This window comes from Gemmobacter caeni, from assembly GCF_003054195.1.
Classification (GTDB): domain Bacteria; phylum Pseudomonadota; class Alphaproteobacteria; order Rhodobacterales; family Rhodobacteraceae; genus Gemmobacter; species Gemmobacter caeni.
On sequence record NZ_QBKP01000006.1, the window covers coordinates 207,079 to 224,663 of the forward strand.

At 64.9% G+C, this 17,585-nt stretch carries 14 protein-coding genes; 5 read left to right on the top strand and 9 right to left on the bottom strand.

The window, feature by feature from the left end:
- Window positions 1-88 precede the first annotated feature (88 nt).
- The 4 genes from C8N34_RS11510 (at window position 89) to C8N34_RS11525 (ending at window position 4,449) form a co-directional block, all read left to right on the top strand.
- Window positions 89-880: an IclR family transcriptional regulator gene (locus C8N34_RS11510; protein ID WP_158640679.1), complete on the top strand. Its 792-nt coding sequence runs from the start codon at window positions 89-91 to the stop codon at window positions 878-880.
- 89 nt (window positions 881-969) lie between these two features.
- Window positions 970-2,445: an aldehyde dehydrogenase family protein gene (locus C8N34_RS11515; RefSeq protein WP_108128967.1), complete on the top strand. Its 1,476-nt coding sequence runs from the start codon at window positions 970-972 to the stop codon at window positions 2,443-2,445.
- Window positions 2,430-3,092 carry an HAD-IA family hydrolase gene (locus tag C8N34_RS11520; protein WP_108128968.1) on the top strand — a complete coding sequence of 221 codons (663 nt, stop codon included), beginning with the start codon at window positions 2,430-2,432 and terminating at the stop codon, window positions 3,090-3,092. Before C8N34_RS11515 ends, C8N34_RS11520 begins: the two co-directional genes overlap by 16 nt.
- A gap of 4 nt (window positions 3,093-3,096) precedes the next feature.
- Window positions 3,097-4,449 (top strand): aminotransferase class III-fold pyridoxal phosphate-dependent enzyme, encoded by a 1,353-nt coding sequence (locus C8N34_RS11525; RefSeq protein WP_108128969.1) that lies wholly within the window; start codon window positions 3,097-3,099, stop codon window positions 4,447-4,449.
- Between the two features lie 54 nt (window positions 4,450-4,503).
- Here C8N34_RS11525 and C8N34_RS11530 read toward each other — a convergent pair whose 3' ends face one another.
- Entirely contained in the window at window positions 4,504-6,984 is a 2,481-nt protein-coding gene (locus C8N34_RS11530) for an FAD-dependent oxidoreductase (RefSeq protein ID WP_108128970.1), read from the bottom strand.
- Window positions 6,985-7,201: 217 nt separating this feature from the next.
- Between C8N34_RS11530 and C8N34_RS11535 the strand changes: the two genes are divergently transcribed.
- On the top strand, window positions 7,202-7,975 hold the full coding sequence (locus tag C8N34_RS11535) for an SDR family NAD(P)-dependent oxidoreductase (RefSeq protein WP_108128971.1): 774 nt from the start codon (window positions 7,202-7,204) through the stop codon (window positions 7,973-7,975).
- Here C8N34_RS11535 and C8N34_RS11540 read toward each other — a convergent pair.
- From C8N34_RS11540 to C8N34_RS11575, 8 genes are all read right to left on the bottom strand, one after another.
- On the bottom strand, window positions 7,972-8,727 hold the full coding sequence (locus tag C8N34_RS11540; RefSeq protein WP_158640680.1) for an IclR family transcriptional regulator: 756 nt from the start codon (window positions 8,725-8,727) through the stop codon (window positions 7,972-7,974). The genes C8N34_RS11535 and C8N34_RS11540 overlap by 4 nt on opposite strands.
- A 157-nt stretch (window positions 8,728-8,884) precedes the next feature.
- Entirely contained in the window at window positions 8,885-10,126 is a 1,242-nt protein-coding gene (locus C8N34_RS11545; protein ID WP_108128972.1) for a Tm-1-like ATP-binding domain-containing protein, read from the bottom strand.
- Between the two features lie 545 nt (window positions 10,127-10,671).
- Window positions 10,672-12,351, bottom strand: a complete 1,680-nt coding sequence (locus C8N34_RS11550; protein ID WP_170120553.1) for a hydantoinase B/oxoprolinase family protein — start codon at window positions 12,349-12,351, stop codon at window positions 10,672-10,674.
- Window positions 12,348-14,375 (bottom strand): hydantoinase/oxoprolinase family protein, encoded by a 2,028-nt coding sequence (locus C8N34_RS11555; RefSeq protein WP_108128974.1) that lies wholly within the window; start codon window positions 14,373-14,375, stop codon window positions 12,348-12,350. Before C8N34_RS11555 ends, C8N34_RS11550 begins: the two co-directional genes overlap by 4 nt.
- Complete coding sequence (locus C8N34_RS11560; RefSeq protein ID WP_108128975.1) at window positions 14,376-15,071, bottom strand: ABC transporter ATP-binding protein; 696 nt, start codon at window positions 15,069-15,071, stop codon at window positions 14,376-14,378.
- Entirely contained in the window at window positions 15,058-15,780 is a 723-nt protein-coding gene (locus C8N34_RS11565; protein ID WP_108128976.1) for an ABC transporter ATP-binding protein, read from the bottom strand. Before C8N34_RS11565 ends, C8N34_RS11560 begins: the two co-directional genes overlap by 14 nt.
- Entirely contained in the window at window positions 15,768-16,703 is a 936-nt protein-coding gene (locus C8N34_RS11570; RefSeq protein WP_108128977.1) for a branched-chain amino acid ABC transporter permease, read from the bottom strand. The genes C8N34_RS11565 and C8N34_RS11570 overlap by 13 nt, the downstream gene beginning before the upstream one ends.
- Window positions 16,700-17,575: a branched-chain amino acid ABC transporter permease gene (locus tag C8N34_RS11575; protein ID WP_108128978.1), complete on the bottom strand. Its 876-nt coding sequence runs from the start codon at window positions 17,573-17,575 to the stop codon at window positions 16,700-16,702. The genes C8N34_RS11570 and C8N34_RS11575 overlap by 4 nt, the downstream gene beginning before the upstream one ends.
- Between the last annotated feature and the right edge of the window lie 10 nt (window positions 17,576-17,585).

Consider the following 17,585-nt stretch of genomic DNA (forward strand, 5'->3'; position numbering starts at 1 on the left):
GACGGTTCAATGCTATTGATTGAGGTCTGGTCCGTCAACGTATTTGATGCCGTCCAGATGCCCGTTTTTGACGGGAAGGGAGCTCTCCATGTCCAGCACAGTTGCCAAAGCCCTGTCATTGCTCGATTTCTTTTCAGAATCCGAACCCGAGATCGGACTCTCGGAACTTGCCCGCCGGTCCGGCGTCGATAAGGCGACCGTGCATCGGATGCTGGTGGTGATGTGCGATTACGGGTTGCTGGAAAAACGTGGCGACGCACGGCTTTACCGCCTGGGCGCGGGCGTGCTGCGTCTGGCGCGGGTGCGAGAAACGGCTTTTCCCGTTTCCTCCGTCTTCCAGCATTCCCTTGATTCGCTCTCCGCGGCCCTTGGTGAAACGGCGCATGCCTCCCTTGTTTCCGGTCGCGCCCTTGCAACCATCGGGGTCAGCGAAAGCAATCGGGGCAGCCGCGTCTCACTGGTGGCGGGGGAGATTCTGCCGCTTCACAGCACGGCGTCAGGCCTTGTGGTTCTGGCCTTCGCGCGCCCTGACTTTGTTGATCGCGCCCTGTCGGAGGCTCTGCTGGCCAAGACCTCACGAACCATCACGGACTCCAGCATTCTCAAGGCCCGCCTGCAGGAAGTGCGGCTGACCGGCTATGCCGAGGCCGACCAGACCAACGAGGATGACGTCTACGGCATTGCCGTCCCCGTCTTCGACACGGATGGAACTCCGGCGGGCGCGGTCGCCGTTGCCGTGCCCGCGCACCGCATGACCAGCGACCTGCGCCGTCAGACCATCGCCGCCCTGTTTGGCGAGGCGGAGAAGCTGAACTACGGCATCGGCGGGCGTCCGTCAGCCGAGTTTCGCGCAGCCGCAGCGCGTTTTGCCCAGTCCTGACGCCCCGCAACGCAACGTGCTGTTGACCCGTCACGATGATCGGTGCATGATAAACACCATTGGTGTAAATAAAGAACCGATGAACCCTCATGACCTCGATTGAAAGCCTTCGCCGTTCGCCGCTCGCGCCGTTCCTGCACGTCATCAACGGCAAAAGGCAGCCCGCCTCGGATGGCGGCACGCGTATTGTCCGGTCGCCCATCGACGGCTCGGTCCTGACAACCTGCGCCAATGGCACCGCAGCGGATGCGGAAGCGGCCATCGCTGCGGCCCGCACAGCCTTTGACGACGGGCGCTGGTCGGATCTGTCTCCAGCCGCGCGAAAGCAGATCCTTCTTCGCTGGGCAGACCTTATCGAGGCGAGCGCGCTGGAAATCGCGGTTCTGGGTGTACGCGAGAACGGAACCGAGATCGGCATGGCGCTGAAGGCCGAGCCGCATTCGGCGGTGGCCACGATCCGCTATTATGCCGAGGCAATCGACAAGCTGACCGGCGAGGTCGCGCCGACCGACCCCGCCTTCCTTGGCCTTGTCCATCGGGCGCCCGTGGGCGTGGTGGGGGCCATCGTGCCATGGAACTTCCCGCTGATGATCGGCGCCTGGAAATTCGGCCCCGCGTTGGCGGCTGGCTGCACCATGGTCCTGAAACCTGCTGAAACCGCTTCGCTTTCATTGCTGCGTGTGGCCGAACTGGCGCTTGAGGCAGGCATGCCCGCCGGGGTCTTCAATGTCGTGACCGGCGAAGGGGCTATCGTCGGCGCCGCTCTCGCATCTTCCATGGATGTCGATGCACTGGTCTTCACCGGCTCCGGCCCGACAGGACGCAGGCTGATGGAGGCCTCGGCACGGTCGAACCTCAAGCGCGTCTACCTTGAACTGGGGGGCAAGTCGCCGAATATCGTCTTCGCCGATGCGCCCGATCTGGACGAGGCGGCGAAAGTCTCGGCCCAGGGTATCTTCCGCAATTCGGGACAGGTCTGCATTGCCGGGTCGCGCATCCTGGTCGAGCGCAGTATCCACACGGCCTTAGTCGAAAAACTGGCCGCCCATGCTGCCGCAATCAAGGTTGGCGATCCCCTGGACAATGCGACGCAGGCGGGGGCAGTGAACTCTGAACGGCAATTGCTTCAGAACCTGGCTTTCGTCGACGAGGCGAAGGCAAACGGACGGAATGTCATCGGCGGTGCGCGTCTCTTGCAGGAAACCGGCGGCTACTACATGGCGCCTGCCATCGTCGCGGATGCAAGACCCGAAGACCGCGTGTTTCGGGAAGAGGTTTTCGGCCCGGTGGTAACCGTGACGCCGTTCGACACAGAGGCCGAAGCCATCGCCCTGGCCAATGATTCGACCTATGGGCTGGCCGCGGCGGTCTGGACATCGAACCTGTCGCGCGCGCACCGGATGGTGCGCAAGATCCATGCTGGCCTTGTCCATGTGAACACCTATGGCGGCTCCGACCTGACGGTGCCGCTGGGCGGCGTGAAGCAATCCGGCAACGGCCATGACAAGTCACTGCATGCCTTCGACAAATATCTCGATCTGAAAACCGCATGGGTAAAGCTGTGAGCCGCGCACTGGTGCTCGATTTCGGCGGGGTCATCTCGAAGACCCTGTTCGAGACGCATGCGCTTTCGGAGGCGGCTCTCGGCCTCGCCCCCGGCACGCTGGTCTGGCGAGGGCCGTTCGATCCCGGTCAGGACGCTCCGTGGCGGGCGATGCAAGCCGGCGAAATCACCGAACGCGATTACTGGGCGCTTCGGATGCGCGAGACAGGCGCATTGGTGGGCGAGCACTGGACCGAATTTCCGCAATTCGTGGGCCGTTTGCGGGGGGCGGATCCTGCCGCCGTCATCCGGCCCGAAGCGCTGGAAACCATCCGGGCCGCACAGGCAGAAGGTTTCCGCCTTGCGATCCTGTCCAACGAGCTGGACCTGTTCTACGGCAGGGATTTCCGCACGAAGTTGCCGTTTCTCGCGGACTTCGACCTGATCGTGGATGCGACCTATACGGGCATCCTGAAACCTGACCCGCGCGCCTTCCACCTTGTGACCGAAGGGCTTGCCTTGCCCGCCGATGCCTGCGTCTTTGTCGATGATCAGGCCAGAAACCTGCGCGGCGCGGCAGAGGTGGGCATGCCCCATGTCCATTTCGATGTCACCAAACCGGGCGACAGCTATGCGCGCGCCCTTTCCCTGTTACGCCAAGGAGATTGACCCCATGAAAGACTCCAATTTCCTCAAGGAAAACAACGCACGCCGTCTCTGGCACCCGATGACGCATCCCGCCGACAGCCTGGCCAATCCGCCCGACATCATCGTCGAGGCAGAAGGGGTGGAGATCATCGACATCGACGGGCACCGGACAGTCGATGCGGTGGGCGGGTTGTGGAACGTCAACCTTGGCTATTCCTGCCAGCCGGTGAAGGACGCCATCACCGCGCAGCTGGGCCGCCTGCCCTATTATTCGATTTTCCGCGGCACGACGAATGACAATGTCATCGAACTGGCCGAGATGCTGGCCGAGTTTTTCGCGCCGGACGGCCTGTCCCGCGCTTTCTATACCTCGGGCGGTTCGGACGGGGTCGAGGTCGCGCTGAGGCTGGCCCGGCAGTATCATAAGATCCGGGGCGAGGCGGGGCGCGTGAAGTTCCTCAGCCTGAAGAAAGGCTATCACGGCACGCATACGCTTGGCGCTTCGGTGAACGGCAATGCCAACTTCCGCACTCAGTACGAGCCGCTGATGCCGGGCTGCTTCCATATTCCGGCGCCCTACACCTATCGCAACCCGTTCAACGAAACCGATCCCGCGCGGCTGGCGCAGTTTTGCCTTGCCGCCATCGAGGACGAGATCAAGTTTCAGGATGCCTCGACCATCGCCGCCTTCATCATGGAGCCGGTGCTGGGCGCGGGCGGCGTGATCCCGCCGCATGAAAGCTTCATGCCCGGTGTGCGGGCGCTGTGCTCGAAATACGGCATCCTGCTGATCGCGGACGAGGTGATCACCGCCTTCGGCCGGACGGGCAGCAAGACCGGGTCGCGCCACTGGGGGGTGCAACCCGATCTGCTGGTTTCCGCCAAGGCGATCACCAACGGCTATTTCCCTTTCGGCGCGGTGATGATCTCCGACGCGGTTGCCGAGGTTTTCGAGAAGGATACTACCGGCAAGGGCGCGATCGGGTCGGGCTATACCTACTCGGGCCATCCGGTCGGGGCGGCGGCAGCGGTCGCCTGCGTGCAGGAGATCGAGCGCCAGCAGATCCACCTGAATGCCGGAGCGCGGGGCACCCAGCTTTTCGCCGGGCTTCAGGCGCTGATGGCGCGGCACCAGATCATCGGTGATGTGCGCGGCGGGCACGGCCTGATGTGCGCGCTGGAACTGGTAGCCGACCGGGCAAGCAAGGCCCCGGTCGACAAGAAGATCATTGGCAAAGTGCACCGCGCCACTTACGAGGCCGGGGCGATGGTCCGTGTATCCGGCAACAACATCATCCTCTCGCCACCGCTCGTGGTGACCGAAGCAGATGTGGCCAAAATCCTGTCCGCGCTCGAAGCGGGCTTCTCGTCACTGTAATCGCGCCTCCGGGCCAGAACAAAGGCCCGCCCTGCAAAGGGCGGGCCTTTCGCGTTACCCGCGCATCCTCGCGCCCTGTGGATCGTAGAACGGCGCCAGCCCGACCGTCAGCGGATAGAAGGCACCGGCGATCTGGACGGTAAAGCCACCCGCGTCCAGCCAGGCCTTGTCCACCCCTTCATCGCGGTGCAGCGAAGCAAGGCCAACCATGGCCTCCAGCCGAAAGCCCCAGTCGCCCGAGGTGACATGACCGACGATCCGGCCATCGCGCCAGATCGGTTCGTTATGGATCAGATAAGGCCCGTTCACCGCGTCAACCCCCTCGACACGCACCGAAACGGTGCGATGTCTGGTGGCGGGGCCACCCGCCTTCTGCTGCGCCAGTGCCTCGCGTCCAAGGAAGGCTTCGGCCTTGTTCAGCGCTACGGCAAAACCGAGGCCGGTTTCATAGGGCGTATCGTCTTCGGCGATGTCATGGCCGAAGTGGCGGAAACCTTTCTCGATACGGCAGGCGTTCATGGCGAACATGCCCATGTGACGCAGCCCCAACGGCTGCCCGACATTCAGGATCTCGTCATAGATCCCCGCGGAAAATTCGGCTGGCAACAGCAGCTCGAACCCCAGTTCGCCCAGAAAAGACCGACGGATCGCCCAGCCACGGGCATAGGCAATGTCGATCTCTCGGGCCGCGCCAAAGGGAAAAGCCGCATTCGACAGGTCATCGTCGGACAGGGCCTGAAGAATTGCACGCGACTGCGGGCCATGCAGCGACAACAGGGCATAGGCCGAGGTGGCATCGAAAATCTCGAACCGCCACTCCGGGTCGGCGTGATCGCGAATCCATCCCTGATCGCGCATCTGGCTGGGATGGCCCGTGATGACCATGAAGCATTCCGGCGCGATGCGCGTAACGGTCACATCCGCCTCGATCCCGCCCCGCATGTTCAGGAACTGCGTATAGACCGAGGTGCCCACGGCAACATCCATCTCGGCGCCGCAAACGCGATTGAGCGCGCGCACCGCATCCGGCCCCTGAACCTGGATCTTTGCATACATCGACTGGTCAATCAGCACAGCGGCATCGCGCGCGGCCAGACATTCCTGTTGCACCAGCCCCGACCACGCCTTCCAGCGCAGGCGCGGGGTTTCATCCCAGCCGCGCTTTTCGGGGTCGTAATATTGCGGCATCTCCCAGCCAATCCGTTCGGCAAAGGTTGCCCCGGCCGCGGCCAGCCGGTCATGCAACGGTACGCGACGCACCCCACGGGCGGAATGGACCTGCCGCCCGGCCCAGCTGACCCCGTAATGGAACCCGACGGATTCCGCCGCGCGATCGCGGTTATAGCGCGTGTTGCGCTGGAACGGATGCGCGCGGCGTTGCAGAAGCGGCCCCATCCCGCGCGAGGGCTGGCCATCGATCAGCCATTCCGCCATGGTCAGCCCGACACCGCCTGAATTGAGAATACCGTTCGAATTCATGCCGGTGGCGACAAATAACCCCTTCACCTCGCTTGTCGGACCAAGATAGGGGCGGCCGTCAGGGGTAAAGCTTTCCGGTCCGTTGAAGAAGGTCTGGATGCCAAGGTCACCCAGGCCCGGCATTCGGGAAAACATCCGTTCCAGTTCCGGTTCGACATGGTCCATGTCAAAAGGAAGCTGGTCGAACTCGAAGTCTTCAGGGATACCGCTCTGCCCATAGGGCTTGCCGTGTGCCTCGAAACCGCCGATCAGCAGCTTGCCGGTATCCTCTTTCCAGTAGGTCCGTTCCTCGGCGATGTTCAGGATCGGCTGATCCTTCCGCAGGCCCGCCAGGGGTTCGGTCACGATATAGAAGTGTTCGGTGGCATGCAGCGGCACCGTGACACCATGCGCCTTGGCAAAAAGATGGCTCCACATGCCGCCCGCCAGCAGGACTTTCCCTGTCGCGATCACGCCACGGTCGGTGGCCACACCTGCGACCTTGCCATCACGGATCACGATTTCCGTGACCTTGGTCTGTTCAAACACCTGCGCGCCCTGCGCCCGTGCGCCCTTCGACAGGGCAACCGTCACGTCCAGCGGGTTCACCTGCCCGTTCGAGGGGACGAAGAAGGCAGAGCGCACATCCTCCACCACGATCCAGGGCCATTTCTCTGACAGTTCATCGCGCGTCAGAAGGTAGGTCGGAATCCCCATCCGCACCGCATGGTCATGGCTGCGCAGCAGCTGTTCATGCCGCACCTCCCCCAGCGCCAGATTGATTGTCCCGTTCGGCTTGTAGCCGGTCGCCTGCCCGGTTTCGATCTCAAGCTCCGCGAAAAGGCGGGCAGTGTATTTGCCGAGCTCCGTTTGCGCCGTGCTGTCGCGCAATTGCCCCACGATCCCGGCGGCATGCCAGGTCGTGCCCGAGGCAAGCTTTCTGCGCTCCAACAGCACCGCCGGCACTCCGCGTCTGGCAAGGTGATAAAGCGTAGAAACCCCGACAATTCCGCCACCGATGATGACGACCGGCGCGCTGGAGGGAAGGTCGGATGATGTTTTCCTGGCGATATCCATATCAGGGTCCTTGCTGGCTGTGGCAGACGGGCGGATCAGTCTCTGGGCGGGATTGGTTTAAAATAATCACCTATGGTGCATTATTTTTGATTCAGGCAGTCCCTGTCAAGCAACAATCTTCTGCCCGGCGGAGGCATCACATTGACTTTTCCTCAAGAAAAGCTATTATTGGTGATAATAATAAACCGACAAACTTGCTGCACCGGGAGAACGCTTCATGTCATCTGATGAAAGACCCGTCGCGCTGGTGACGGGTGGAGGAAGCGGGATCGGTGCTGCGATCGCGCGTCGCCTGGCTGCCGATTACCGCGTGGTGATCTGCGGCCGCAGACCCGAACCGATCACCCGGCTGGCCGACGCAATTGGCGGCGTCGCCCTGGTCTGTGACCTGAACAACCTTGCAGAGACGCGCGGCCTGCCCGACCGGATCATCGAACGTCTTGGCCGTCTGGATGCGCTGGTGCTCAATGCCGGGATTGTCGCACCCGCGCCCGTGGCGGAGATGTCGCTGGACGACTGGCAGGCACAGCTGACGGTCAACCTGACCTCCCCCTTCGTGCTCGCGCAGGCCGCCCTGCCCCATCTGCTGCATCGGCAGGGCAGGGTCGTCGGGATTGCCTCCGTTGCCGCCCATGCAACCGGGATGGGTCTTTCGGCCTATTCGGCCTCAAAAGCCGGTCTGATCCGCCTGATCCAGTCGCTTGCCTTCGAGAATGCACGCCACGGCCTGCGCGCCAACGCAGTGTCGCCCGGCTGGGTCAGGACCGAGATGGGTGACATGGAAATGGCTGAACTTGGGGGCAGCGCCGAGGAAGGCTATGCACAGGTAACAAAACACATCCCACAGCGCCGCGCGGCAGATGCCTCGGAGATCGCGGGTGTGGTGGCCTTCCTGCTGTCTGACGCCGCGAGTTTCATCAACGGAAGCGTCGTCACCGCAGACGGGGGCGGCCGGACCGTAGACGCAGGCATGCTGGCCTTCGACAGCTAGGCGCCGGATCTGCCGCCCAGCTGACGGGTCACCTGCTTGGCTGCGGCGCAGACCAGCGCGCCCGCCCGTGCAATCGCCTCGCCATCCATGCGCGAGCTGAGCCCCGCCACAGCCACGGCCCCGATCACGCGCCCGCTGGCATCGAAGAATGGCGCCGCAACCCCGACGGTATCGGCCTCCAGCGTGCCATGCGCCACGGCAAAGCCATTCTGCCGCGCGGCGTCGACCCGCTGGCGCAGGTCGCGCGCGTCAACCGGCGTCGTTTCGGTGAACTGCTCGAAACGGGTGGCCTGAAGAATCGCCTCGCCCTGTTCGGCATCGGCAAAGGCACAAAAGACCTGACCCGAGGCTGAGGCATGGAAAGGCAGGCTCGCGGAAGGATCGACAAAGACGCGGGTGGAGCGTTGGGGCTCACTGACCCCGATTGTCAGCATGCCTTCGCTGGCGCCCAGGCTCGCATGTGCAGTTTCCCCGCTGTCCGTCGAAAGCTGGGCCAGAACCGGCGCCAGAATGGCCGTGATTGGCACCGACGCCTCGCGCACCTGCGCAAGGCGCAGCGATTCCGGTCCAAGCCGGTATTTTCTGGTGGCGGGCATCTGTTCCAGCAGACCGTTCCGGGCCAGCGCGGTGAGGATGCGATGCACGGTCGCCTTGTCCAGACCGGATCGCCGTGTAACGTCGGCAAGCCCAAGCTCCGGCTCCGCGACGGTGAAATAGCGCAGCACGGCCAGGGCGCGATCAACGCTTTTCATCACCTTATTCGGGTTTACCTCTTCCCTGCTCTGCATCGCCACCGATCCCTGCTGCCTGCACTGGCGTATAGGATATTAAACCGGACCGGCGAATTCAAACCCCAGCTTTGGGCAAGGGGCGCAGCCCCGTCGCATCGAGACCCCGCCCCCGCCGGGATCAGGCGGCCATGCGGATCGTGCCATCCGCCACCCATTCATCAATGATCGCCAGCACTTCCTGCGCAAAAGCGGCGTCATTGATGTGGCAGTCAAGCTCGCGCAGATCGACCGGCGCCGCGACCGCCTTGCGCACCTCATCAGCCATCGCGGCCAGTCCGTCGGGATCATGCGCCGCCTGCCCCTCGCGATCCCATTCCTCGACCCCGTGCAGCGGCATCAGGAATTTCACGGGCGCTGTGGCCTTCGAAAGTCGTTCGGCAATGTCGCGGATCAGCGCCCGCCGTTCGTCGCCTGACAGAGCCGACGACACGATGAGCCGGTTATGCGCGTGGAAGGGCCGGTCGGCATAGGCGTCGGGAATGGCTTGCCATCCTGCGAAGTCAATCAGGTCGGTGCAGCCCGGCGCAACGATCTGCGGCACGCCGGCCAATCCGGCATTGGTCAGCCTGTCCTTGCCCGCATGGGCGACCGACCCCACCATCAGATTGCCGACCTCAGGCAGCGCGAGATCCAGCGCGACGGCGAAATAATCCTGCCGCGCCAGCGCCTCGAAGGCCATTCCCCCCATGCCGGTGGCATGAAACACCGCCACTTCAAATCCCCGTTCTTCCAGAGGTTCACGCAGGTATTTCATGTATTTAAGGCAGGATGATCCAAGGCTGGTCATCCCGACGACCGGCCGGTTACGTCGGGGCTGCTCCACCGCCATCGCGGCGCCCAGCACGGCCCCAGCGGCCTGCGAAAGCGACGACCGGCAGACCGAGTTCAGCCCGTAAAGCCCGCCGGCCCACAGGATCATCTGGATATCGGGCGACAGCCGGTCGGTGGGGATCAGGGGCGAGAATGACACCGTGGAGACCACATATTTCGGCACGCCCAACGGCAACGCCTGACAGCAATCCAGCACAAGATCGGTGCCCATCGTGCCACCCAGCCCGATCAGGCCGTCGATCTTGCGCTCGGCATAAAGCTGGGCGGTAATACGGCTGGCACCTGCCGCCATGATCTGCATGGCAAGATTCTCGTCGCCCGCATTGATCACATCCCCGATCGACTTACCCGCCGCTGCGGCGACCTGATGTTTCGAGACATCGGTGGGGTTGGACGGATCACCCAGCACGCTGACATCCATCGAAAGCACCTGCCCCCCCATGCGCCGGATGCTATCGGCGACATAGTGCAGTTCCTGATCCTTCGTGTCGTAGGTTCCGATCACCAGAATGGTTTTCGTCGCAGCCATAAATTCTCCTGTTGGTCCAAGCACCGGACTGCGGGTTGCCCCCGTCTCTGCCCCGGCACCACATCTGGCATTCCGGCACCGGCACGCCCGACCGATCCGGTCTGCCACGCCACCGCTGCCCTTGTGCTTCTCCGGGTCTCTCCTCACGCCCACCCGACTCGGGCGCTTCAATATCATCACCCGAGATGCACATTCGTTGCATTTGATACCGTTTTCTGTCAAGCCTCGCTTGGTTGAACAGTCGCAAACAGCAAGCAAAACGCGCCTTACGACGAAAGGCCCGCCCAGGGCTCCTGAAACGGCACAGCATAAGGCAGCAACCACTGGCCACGCTGGCCTTGGCCAGTATGCCCGCAGAATGCGGACCCTTCCCGGGCGGACAACCTGCCCTGCCGGGCCAAGCGCGTCAGCCAGACTCGTTTGAACATGCGCAGAACGCCTGACCTATGGCGGGCAGGTCACGGACGCGCGCTTGCGCCGTCTCGCGTCAGATCACGGTCAACACCCGCAACAAGACCTGTCGAAACACCCGCAAAGCCGGTTCGCTACCCCTGCCCCCGTCCACGGGCTGCCGCCTCATCCTTGTAGCGCCCCAGGCGCAAATCCTCGGCCACCGCTCCGGGGGCCCGCGTGGCGGGGTCGCCGTAGCCGCCACCGCCAGGGGTGCGGACACGGACGCGGTCACCCGGCTGCAACGGCACATCCTGCGCCTTGGACAGATGTGGCGGCACCCAGACCTCGGTGCCCCGGATCACCTCGACCCGGTTCACCCCGCCATCCTGCCCGCCCAGCACGCCCTGAGGCCCGCTGCGCCCATGATCCATCACAAAGCTCGCCCGGGCCGTGCCACGCCGGAGTTCGATCTCGTAATCCAGCCCGAAGCCACCCCGGTGCCGCCCCGCCCCGCCCGAGCCTTCGTGCAACGCGTAGCGGCGGTACAGCACAGGGAAGTTCTGCTCCATGATCTCGACCGGCGGCGCCTTGGAAATGCCGATGGTGGAACAGCCGTTTGACAGCCCGTCATGGTCGGCATTGCCGCCGTAACCGCCGCCGGAAATCTGATACATCACATAGTCACGGCCCTTTTCCGGGTCATGCCCGCCAAGGCCGAAATTGCCGCTGGTCCCGGCCGGTGCGGCGGTCACCTTCTCGGGCAGCGCCTGCACCATGGCGGCAAAGACGGCTTCGGCGATGCGCTGGCTGACCTCGGCGGCGCAGCCCGATACGGGGCGCGGGTAATGGGCATCAAGGAAGGTGCCTTTGATGCCCCTCACCTCCAGTGGTTCAAAAGCGCCGGCGCTGATCGGCACATCGGGAAAGATATGCCGCATCGCCAGATAGACCGAGGACAGCGTGGTGGCGCGGACCGAGTTCATCGGCCCGGCACAGGGCGCCGACGACCCTGTGAAATCGAAAACCAGCCCGTCTTCGGCCTTTGCCACCGAAAGCGCGATTTCCAGCGGTTCGTTCACCACACCGTCGCTGTCCACCCAGGCTTTCGCGGCATAAGTCCCGTCGGGCACCAGCGCGATATTCGCGCGCATCTGCCGTGCAGCCAGCGCCCGCATCTCGGCAATCGCCCCAGCCACGGTATCGTCCCCGTAACGGTCCATCAGCGCACCCAGCCGTTCGGCCCCGACCAGAAGCGCCGCCGCCTGTGCCTTCACATCCCCGATGCGCTGGCCGGACACGCGGATGTTGGAACAGATGATCTGCCAGATCTCGCGGTCCATTTCCCCCCGCTTGAACAGCTTCACCGGCGGCAGGCGCAGCCCCTCTTGCTCTGCCGCCGTGGCCGAGGCGGAAAAGCCACCGGGCACCGCGCCGCCGGTATCAGGCCAGTGGCCAGTGTTCGACAGCCAGCACCAAAGCCGCCCACCCCGATAGAAGGGCAGCGCGAAGCGCACATCCATCAGATGCGTGCCGCCAAGGTAGGGGTCATTGACGATATAGATGTCGCCGGGCTCAGGGGCCGCTGTCTCACCGCGGGCAATGCGCCCTATCAGGTGGCGGGTGGAAAATTGCATCGTGCCCACGAAAACCGGCAGCCCCCGCGCGCCTTGCGCGATCAGGCTGCCATCTTCCGCCGAATAGATACCATCGGAACGGTCATCCGCCTCGGCAATGACGGGCGAGAAGGCCGCGCGCGAAAAGGTCAGGTCCATCTCGTCGCAGACCTGCTGCAACCCCGCCTGAATGACGGCGAGTGTCACCGGATCAATCATGCGCAGCCTCCGATTTGCAGGATCAGATTGCCCATCGCATCCGTCGCCATCCGGTCACCGGGGGGCAGAAGCGTCGTCGTATCCATCTGTTCGATGATGGCGGGACCATCCAGCGCCGCATCGGCGGGCAGCCATTCGCGGCGGTAGACCGGCACATCCTGCCAGCCGCCGAACCAGACCTGCCGCCGCCCCGTCAGGGCGCCCGCCAGATCGCGCCGCCCCGTCGGGTCGATCAGGCGCGAGAGGTCCAGATCAGGGCGGCGGCCGATAACGCTGCAATTCAGATTCACCAGATTGGCACGAATCTCCGGCAGATCGACGCGGAACCGGGCGTGATAGGCGGCCTCGAACCGCGCCTGAAGATCGGCGCGCGAGGGGGCGCCATCAGGCAGCGGCACACGCAGAAGGTGGGTCTGCCCGACGAATTGCATATCTGCGGAAAACTCGGCCTCCACCCCGGTCAGCGCCACCTCCTCGGCCGCGATCAGCGCGCGGCCCTGTACCTCTTGTCCGGCCCAAAGGGCATGGACGGCATCCATATCCACCGTATCCAGCGGGCGGTTCACCGTGCGCACGAAATCGTGGCGCAGATCGGCCACCGTGCAACCCAGCGCATTGGTGATCCCCGGCCGCGCCGGGATCAGCACACGCGGAATGGCGAGTTCGCGCGCCAGTTCCGCCGCATGCAGCGGCCCCGCCCCGCCAAAGGCGAACAGCGCGAAATCGCGCGGGTCCGCCCCCATGGAGATCGAGACCATACGAATCGCCCCCGCCATATGGGTATTGGCGATGCGCAGCACCGCCTCGGCCGCCGCCTCGACCGACAGGCCCAGCGGGCGGGCGATCTGATCTTCCATCGCGGCGCGGGCGGCGTCTGCCGCCTGACCAAAGCGTACGGTAGGCAGGCGGCCAAGGATCAGGTTCGCATCCGAAATCGTGACCTGCGTGCCCCCCCGGCCATAGCAGACCGGGCCGGGCATCGCGCCCGCGCTTTCCGGCCCGACCCGCAGCATCCCCGCCGCATCGACCCGCGCGATGGAGCCACCACCGGCGCCGACGGTGCGCACATCCACCATCGGCACATGGATCGGCATGGCATATTCCACCTCGATCTCGTTCGAGACCGGCGGGCGCGCATCGCGGATCAGCGCCACATCGGTGGAAGTGCCGCCCATGTCATAGGTGATCAGGTTCACCATCCCGGCGCGCTGCCCGGTATAGCAGGCCGCCATGACGCCAGATGCAGGGCCGGACATCACGGTCTTCACCGCTTCACGCGAGACATGGGCTGCGCTGACCATGCCGCCATTGCCGTTCATCACCAGAAGCTCAGCACGGTAGCCCCTGCCCTTCAGTTCCGCCGCGAGGCGCGAGACGTAACGCTCCAGCAAGGGCTGCACCGCCGCGTTCACCGCCGCCGTCACGCCGCGTTCGAACTCGCGGCTTTCCGACAGCAGTTGATGCCCGGCGGTGATGTAGGGCGTGGGCCAGAGGCCTGCCGCGATCTCCAGCGCGCGCAGCTCGTGCGCGGGGTTGGAATAGCTGTGCAGGAAGTGGATGACCAGACTTTCGCAACCCGCCGCCACCAGCGCGGTAATGGCGTCGCGCAACGCAGCCTCGTCCAGCGGGGTGATCACGCGGCCCTCGGCATCCATCCGCTCAGGCACTTCCAGCCGCAGGTCGCGCGGGATCACCGGCACGAAGCGGCCGGTCATGCCATAGGGCTGCGGCCGGGTGCGGCGACCCAGTTCCAGCACGTCACGGAAGCCTTCGGTGGTGATCAGCCCCGTGCGGCAAAGGTTGCGTTCCAGCACCGCGTTGGTGGTGGTCGTGGTGCCATGCACCACAAGCGCCACCTGCGCCAGATCGGCCCCGGCGGCATCAAAGGCCGACATCACCCCATGTGCCTGATTGTCCAGCGTCGTCGGCACCTTGGCCAGCCGCACCGCGCCCGAGCCGGGATCGAAGATCACCAGATCCGTGAACGTCCCCCCGACATCGACCCCTGCGACCAGCCCGGCCATCTACACCCCCACCCAGGTTGCGAATTGCGGTGATTGCGGCGTCAGCCCATGGGCCGGCAACACCTCGGTCACCCGGCCCTGCGCCATGAAGGCCACGCTGTCTGCGACCTCCAGCACTGCCTCCACCCGCTGTTCCACCAGCACCACGGCGACGCCGGTCGCCTTCAGCTTCAACACCGTGTCGCGGATCAGCCGGATCATCGAGGGCTGCAACCCCTCGGTCGGTTCATCCAGCAGCAAGACCTTGGGCTCCAGGCACAGCGCACGGGCCAGCGCGAGCATCTGCTGTTCGCCCCCCGACAGCGTGCGCGATTGCTGGTTCAGCCGTTCACGCAGGCGGGGGAACAGGTCCAGCACATGTTCCCGCACCGCACGGCCCTTGCGGCGGGTCATCAGCCCGATCTCGATATTCTCGGCCACGGTCAGCGGCCCGAACAGCCGCCGCCCCTGTGGAACCAGCGCCACGCCATGACGCGGCACCTCATGCGCGGGCAGGCCATGCAGCGCCTCGCCATCCAGATGGATGGTGCCCGAGGACGCCCGCAACTGCCCCATGATCGCCCGCATCAGCGTGGTCTTGCCCGCGCCATTGCGGCCCATGACGCAGGTGACCTTGCCGGGCGCGGCGCCAAGGCCCACCCCATGCAGCACCGGCGCGCCGCCATAGCCTGCGGTCAGCCCCTCAATCACCAGCATGGCTGCCCCCCAGATAGGCGTCCTGCACCGCCCGGTTGGCGCGGATTTCGGCCGGCAGGCCCGAGGCCAGCACGCGCCCCTGATCCAGCACCGTGATCCGTTCGGCCAGCGCCATGACCACATCCATGTTGTGTTCGATCAGCAGCACAGTCGTTGCGGGCACCAGCCCGCGCACCAGCGCCATGAACCCCTCGATCTCGCCCGCCGCAAAGCCCTGCGTCGGTTCATCGAGGATCAGAAGCCGGGGATGCAGCGCAAGGCCCATGCCGATCTCCAGCAACCGCTGGTGCCCGTAGCTGAGCGTTCCGGCAATTTGCGGCAGCAGATCCTCCAGACCCACCCGCGCCGCCGCCTCGGTCACCGCGCGGGACAAGTCGCGGGTATGGCCACGCTGCACCGCCAGCGCGAGGTTGTCGAAGACCGAAAGCCCGGCATAGATCGCGGTGATCTGGAAGGTATAGCCGATGCCCCGCCGCACCCGTTCATGCGCGGGCAGGCGGGTGATGTCGGTGCCGTCAAAGCGGATGGCCCCGGCATCGGGCACCTGCCGCCCGGACAGCAGGCTGACCAACGTGGTCTTGCCCGCGCCGTTCGGCCCGATCAGCGCATGGATCTCGCCCGCGTTCAGCGCCAGATCGACGCCATCCACGGCCTTGAGCCCGCCAAAATGCCGCTTCAGCCCCTCGGCCTGCAAGATCACGGAAGCCATGATGCCAGCCCCCTTTCCCGCAGGCTGCCCAGAATGCCCTTTGGCGCGAACAGCACCAGCACCAGCAGCGCGCCGCCGGTCACAGCCAGTTGCGCCGTGGTGTGGCTTGAGGCGAGGTCGATCAGATAGAACATCAGAACGGCGCCCAGAAGTGGCCCCAGGGTCACCCCCGCCCCGCCCAGCAGAACGTAAAGCAGCGGCAGGATGGAATAGGGGATGGTCGCGAAGGTCGCGCCGACATAGCCGAACATCACCCCGTAAAAGGCCCCCGCCGCCCCGGCGTAAAGGCCGGACAGCACCATCACCCCCAGCTTCACCGCAAAGGGGTTGTAGCCCAGCATGCGGCTGCGTTCCTCGTTCTCGCGCATGGCGACCATGACGCGGCCAAAGCGCGACCGCACCAGCGCCAGATTGCCCATCAGCGCCAGCGCGAACAGGCCCAGCGCCACCAGATAGCGCGGCCCCTCTGCCGCAAGATTCAGCCCGAAAGCCACCCGCCCGGCGGCGGGCACCGGGAAACCTTCGTCCCCGCCGGTGACCGCACCGAAATACAGCAACGTCAGATACCCCGCCTGCGCGAACATCAGCGTGACGATCATCAGGCTCACCCCGGCGGTGCGCAGCGCCAGCAGGCCGGTCAAGGCGGCCATGGCCGCCCCGGCCAGTGTTCCGATCAGCAAAGCAGGCGCGGCGGTCAGCCCAAAATGCTGGATCAGCAACCCCGCACCGAACATACCCGCCGACAGGAACAACGCGTGGCCAAGGCTCAGAAGCCCCGTATAGCCGAAGGCAATGTTATAACCCATGGCAAAGACCGCCAGCACCATGATCCGCGCCAGATTGGCGTGATGATAGGCGGGCAGCACGAAATGCAGCGCCAGCAGCAGGGCCAGAACCGCCAGATGCAGCGACAGCGCCCTCATGCCCGCGCCCCGAACAGGCCCTGCGGGCGGAACACCAGCACCAGCGCCACCGCCAGCGTTGCCACGATCTTGGCCAGCGTCGGCGTGAAGAACATCGAGATGATGCCATCCGACAGCCCGATCAGCAGCGCCGCGATCAGCGTGCCCCGGATGGACCCCAGCCCGCCGATGATGACGACGATGAAGCTCAGGAGCAGCGGATCATGCCCCATCAGATAATGCGCCTGCTGGATCGGCACGATCAGCACCGCCGCCACGGCGGCCAGCGCCGCGCCCAGCGCGAAGGTGCCCGCATAGACGCGATCGACATTGATCCCGAAGGCGCGGGCGGTGTTGCGGTCCACCTGCGTCGCGCGCATCACCAGCCCCGCGCGGCTGCGTGTCATGAACAGCCAGACCGCCAGCAGGACCAGCCCCGCGGCGATCACCACGAACAGCTTGTAGCCCGAATAGCCGAACCACGGGAATTGCAGCCGCAGGCTGAACGGCGCCTCCACCGCTCGGGCATCAGGGCCAAAGAAGCTCAGCGCCCCCTGTTGCAGGATGTAGGAGATCCCGATGGTTGCCACAATGGTCGCCTCGGGGTCATAGTTCAGGCGCTTGAGGATTGCGGTATCGGCCAGCGCCGCCACCGCGCCCACCACCAGCGGGCACAGGATCAGCGCCGCGACAAAGCCCAGCGGGGCCGAGGGCACCGCCTGCACCACCACCCAGGCCAGCACGGCGCCCAGCATGAAGAACTCGCCATGCGCCACATTCACCACGCGCATGACCCCGAAGGTGAGGCTCAGCCCCACGGCGCTCAGCGCCAGCACGGCGGCCATCACCATGCCCTCAAGCGAGGCCAGCAGAAGAAACGGTCCTGTTCCCATATGTCAGCGG

Bases quoted from the DNA above. Each gene is read 5' to 3' on its own strand.
- C8N34_RS11535 (WP_108128971.1), top strand. From the start codon at position 7,202: ATGTCATCTGATGAAAGACCCGTCGCGCTGGTGACGGGTGGAGGAAGC.
- C8N34_RS11575 (WP_108128978.1), bottom strand. From the start codon at position 17,575: ATGGGAACAGGACCGTTTCTTCTGCTGGCCTCGCTTGAGGGCATGGTG.
- C8N34_RS11530 (WP_108128970.1), bottom strand. From the start codon at position 6,984: ATGGATATCGCCAGGAAAACATCATCCGACCTTCCCTCCAGCGCGCCG.
- C8N34_RS11510 (WP_158640679.1), top strand. From the start codon at position 89: ATGTCCAGCACAGTTGCCAAAGCCCTGTCATTGCTCGATTTCTTTTCA.
- C8N34_RS11560 (WP_108128975.1), bottom strand. From the start codon at position 15,071: ATGCTGGTGATTGAGGGGCTGACCGCAGGCTATGGCGGCGCGCCGGTG.
- C8N34_RS11540 (WP_158640680.1), bottom strand. From the start codon at position 8,727: ATGAAAAGCGTTGATCGCGCCCTGGCCGTGCTGCGCTATTTCACCGTC.
- C8N34_RS11565 (WP_108128976.1), bottom strand. From the start codon at position 15,780: ATGGCTTCCGTGATCTTGCAGGCCGAGGGGCTGAAGCGGCATTTTGGC.
- C8N34_RS11570 (WP_108128977.1), bottom strand. From the start codon at position 16,703: ATGAGGGCGCTGTCGCTGCATCTGGCGGTTCTGGCCCTGCTGCTGGCG.
- C8N34_RS11515 (WP_108128967.1), top strand. From the start codon at position 970: ATGACCTCGATTGAAAGCCTTCGCCGTTCGCCGCTCGCGCCGTTCCTG.
- C8N34_RS11545 (WP_108128972.1), bottom strand. From the start codon at position 10,126: ATGGCTGCGACGAAAACCATTCTGGTGATCGGAACCTACGACACGAAG.
- C8N34_RS11550 (WP_170120553.1), bottom strand. From the start codon at position 12,351: ATGATTGATCCGGTGACACTCGCCGTCATTCAGGCGGGGTTGCAGCAG.
- C8N34_RS11555 (WP_108128974.1), bottom strand. From the start codon at position 14,375: ATGGCCGGGCTGGTCGCAGGGGTCGATGTCGGGGGGACGTTCACGGAT.
- C8N34_RS11525 (WP_108128969.1), top strand. From the start codon at position 3,097: ATGAAAGACTCCAATTTCCTCAAGGAAAACAACGCACGCCGTCTCTGG.
- C8N34_RS11520 (WP_108128968.1), top strand. From the start codon at position 2,430: ATGGGTAAAGCTGTGAGCCGCGCACTGGTGCTCGATTTCGGCGGGGTC.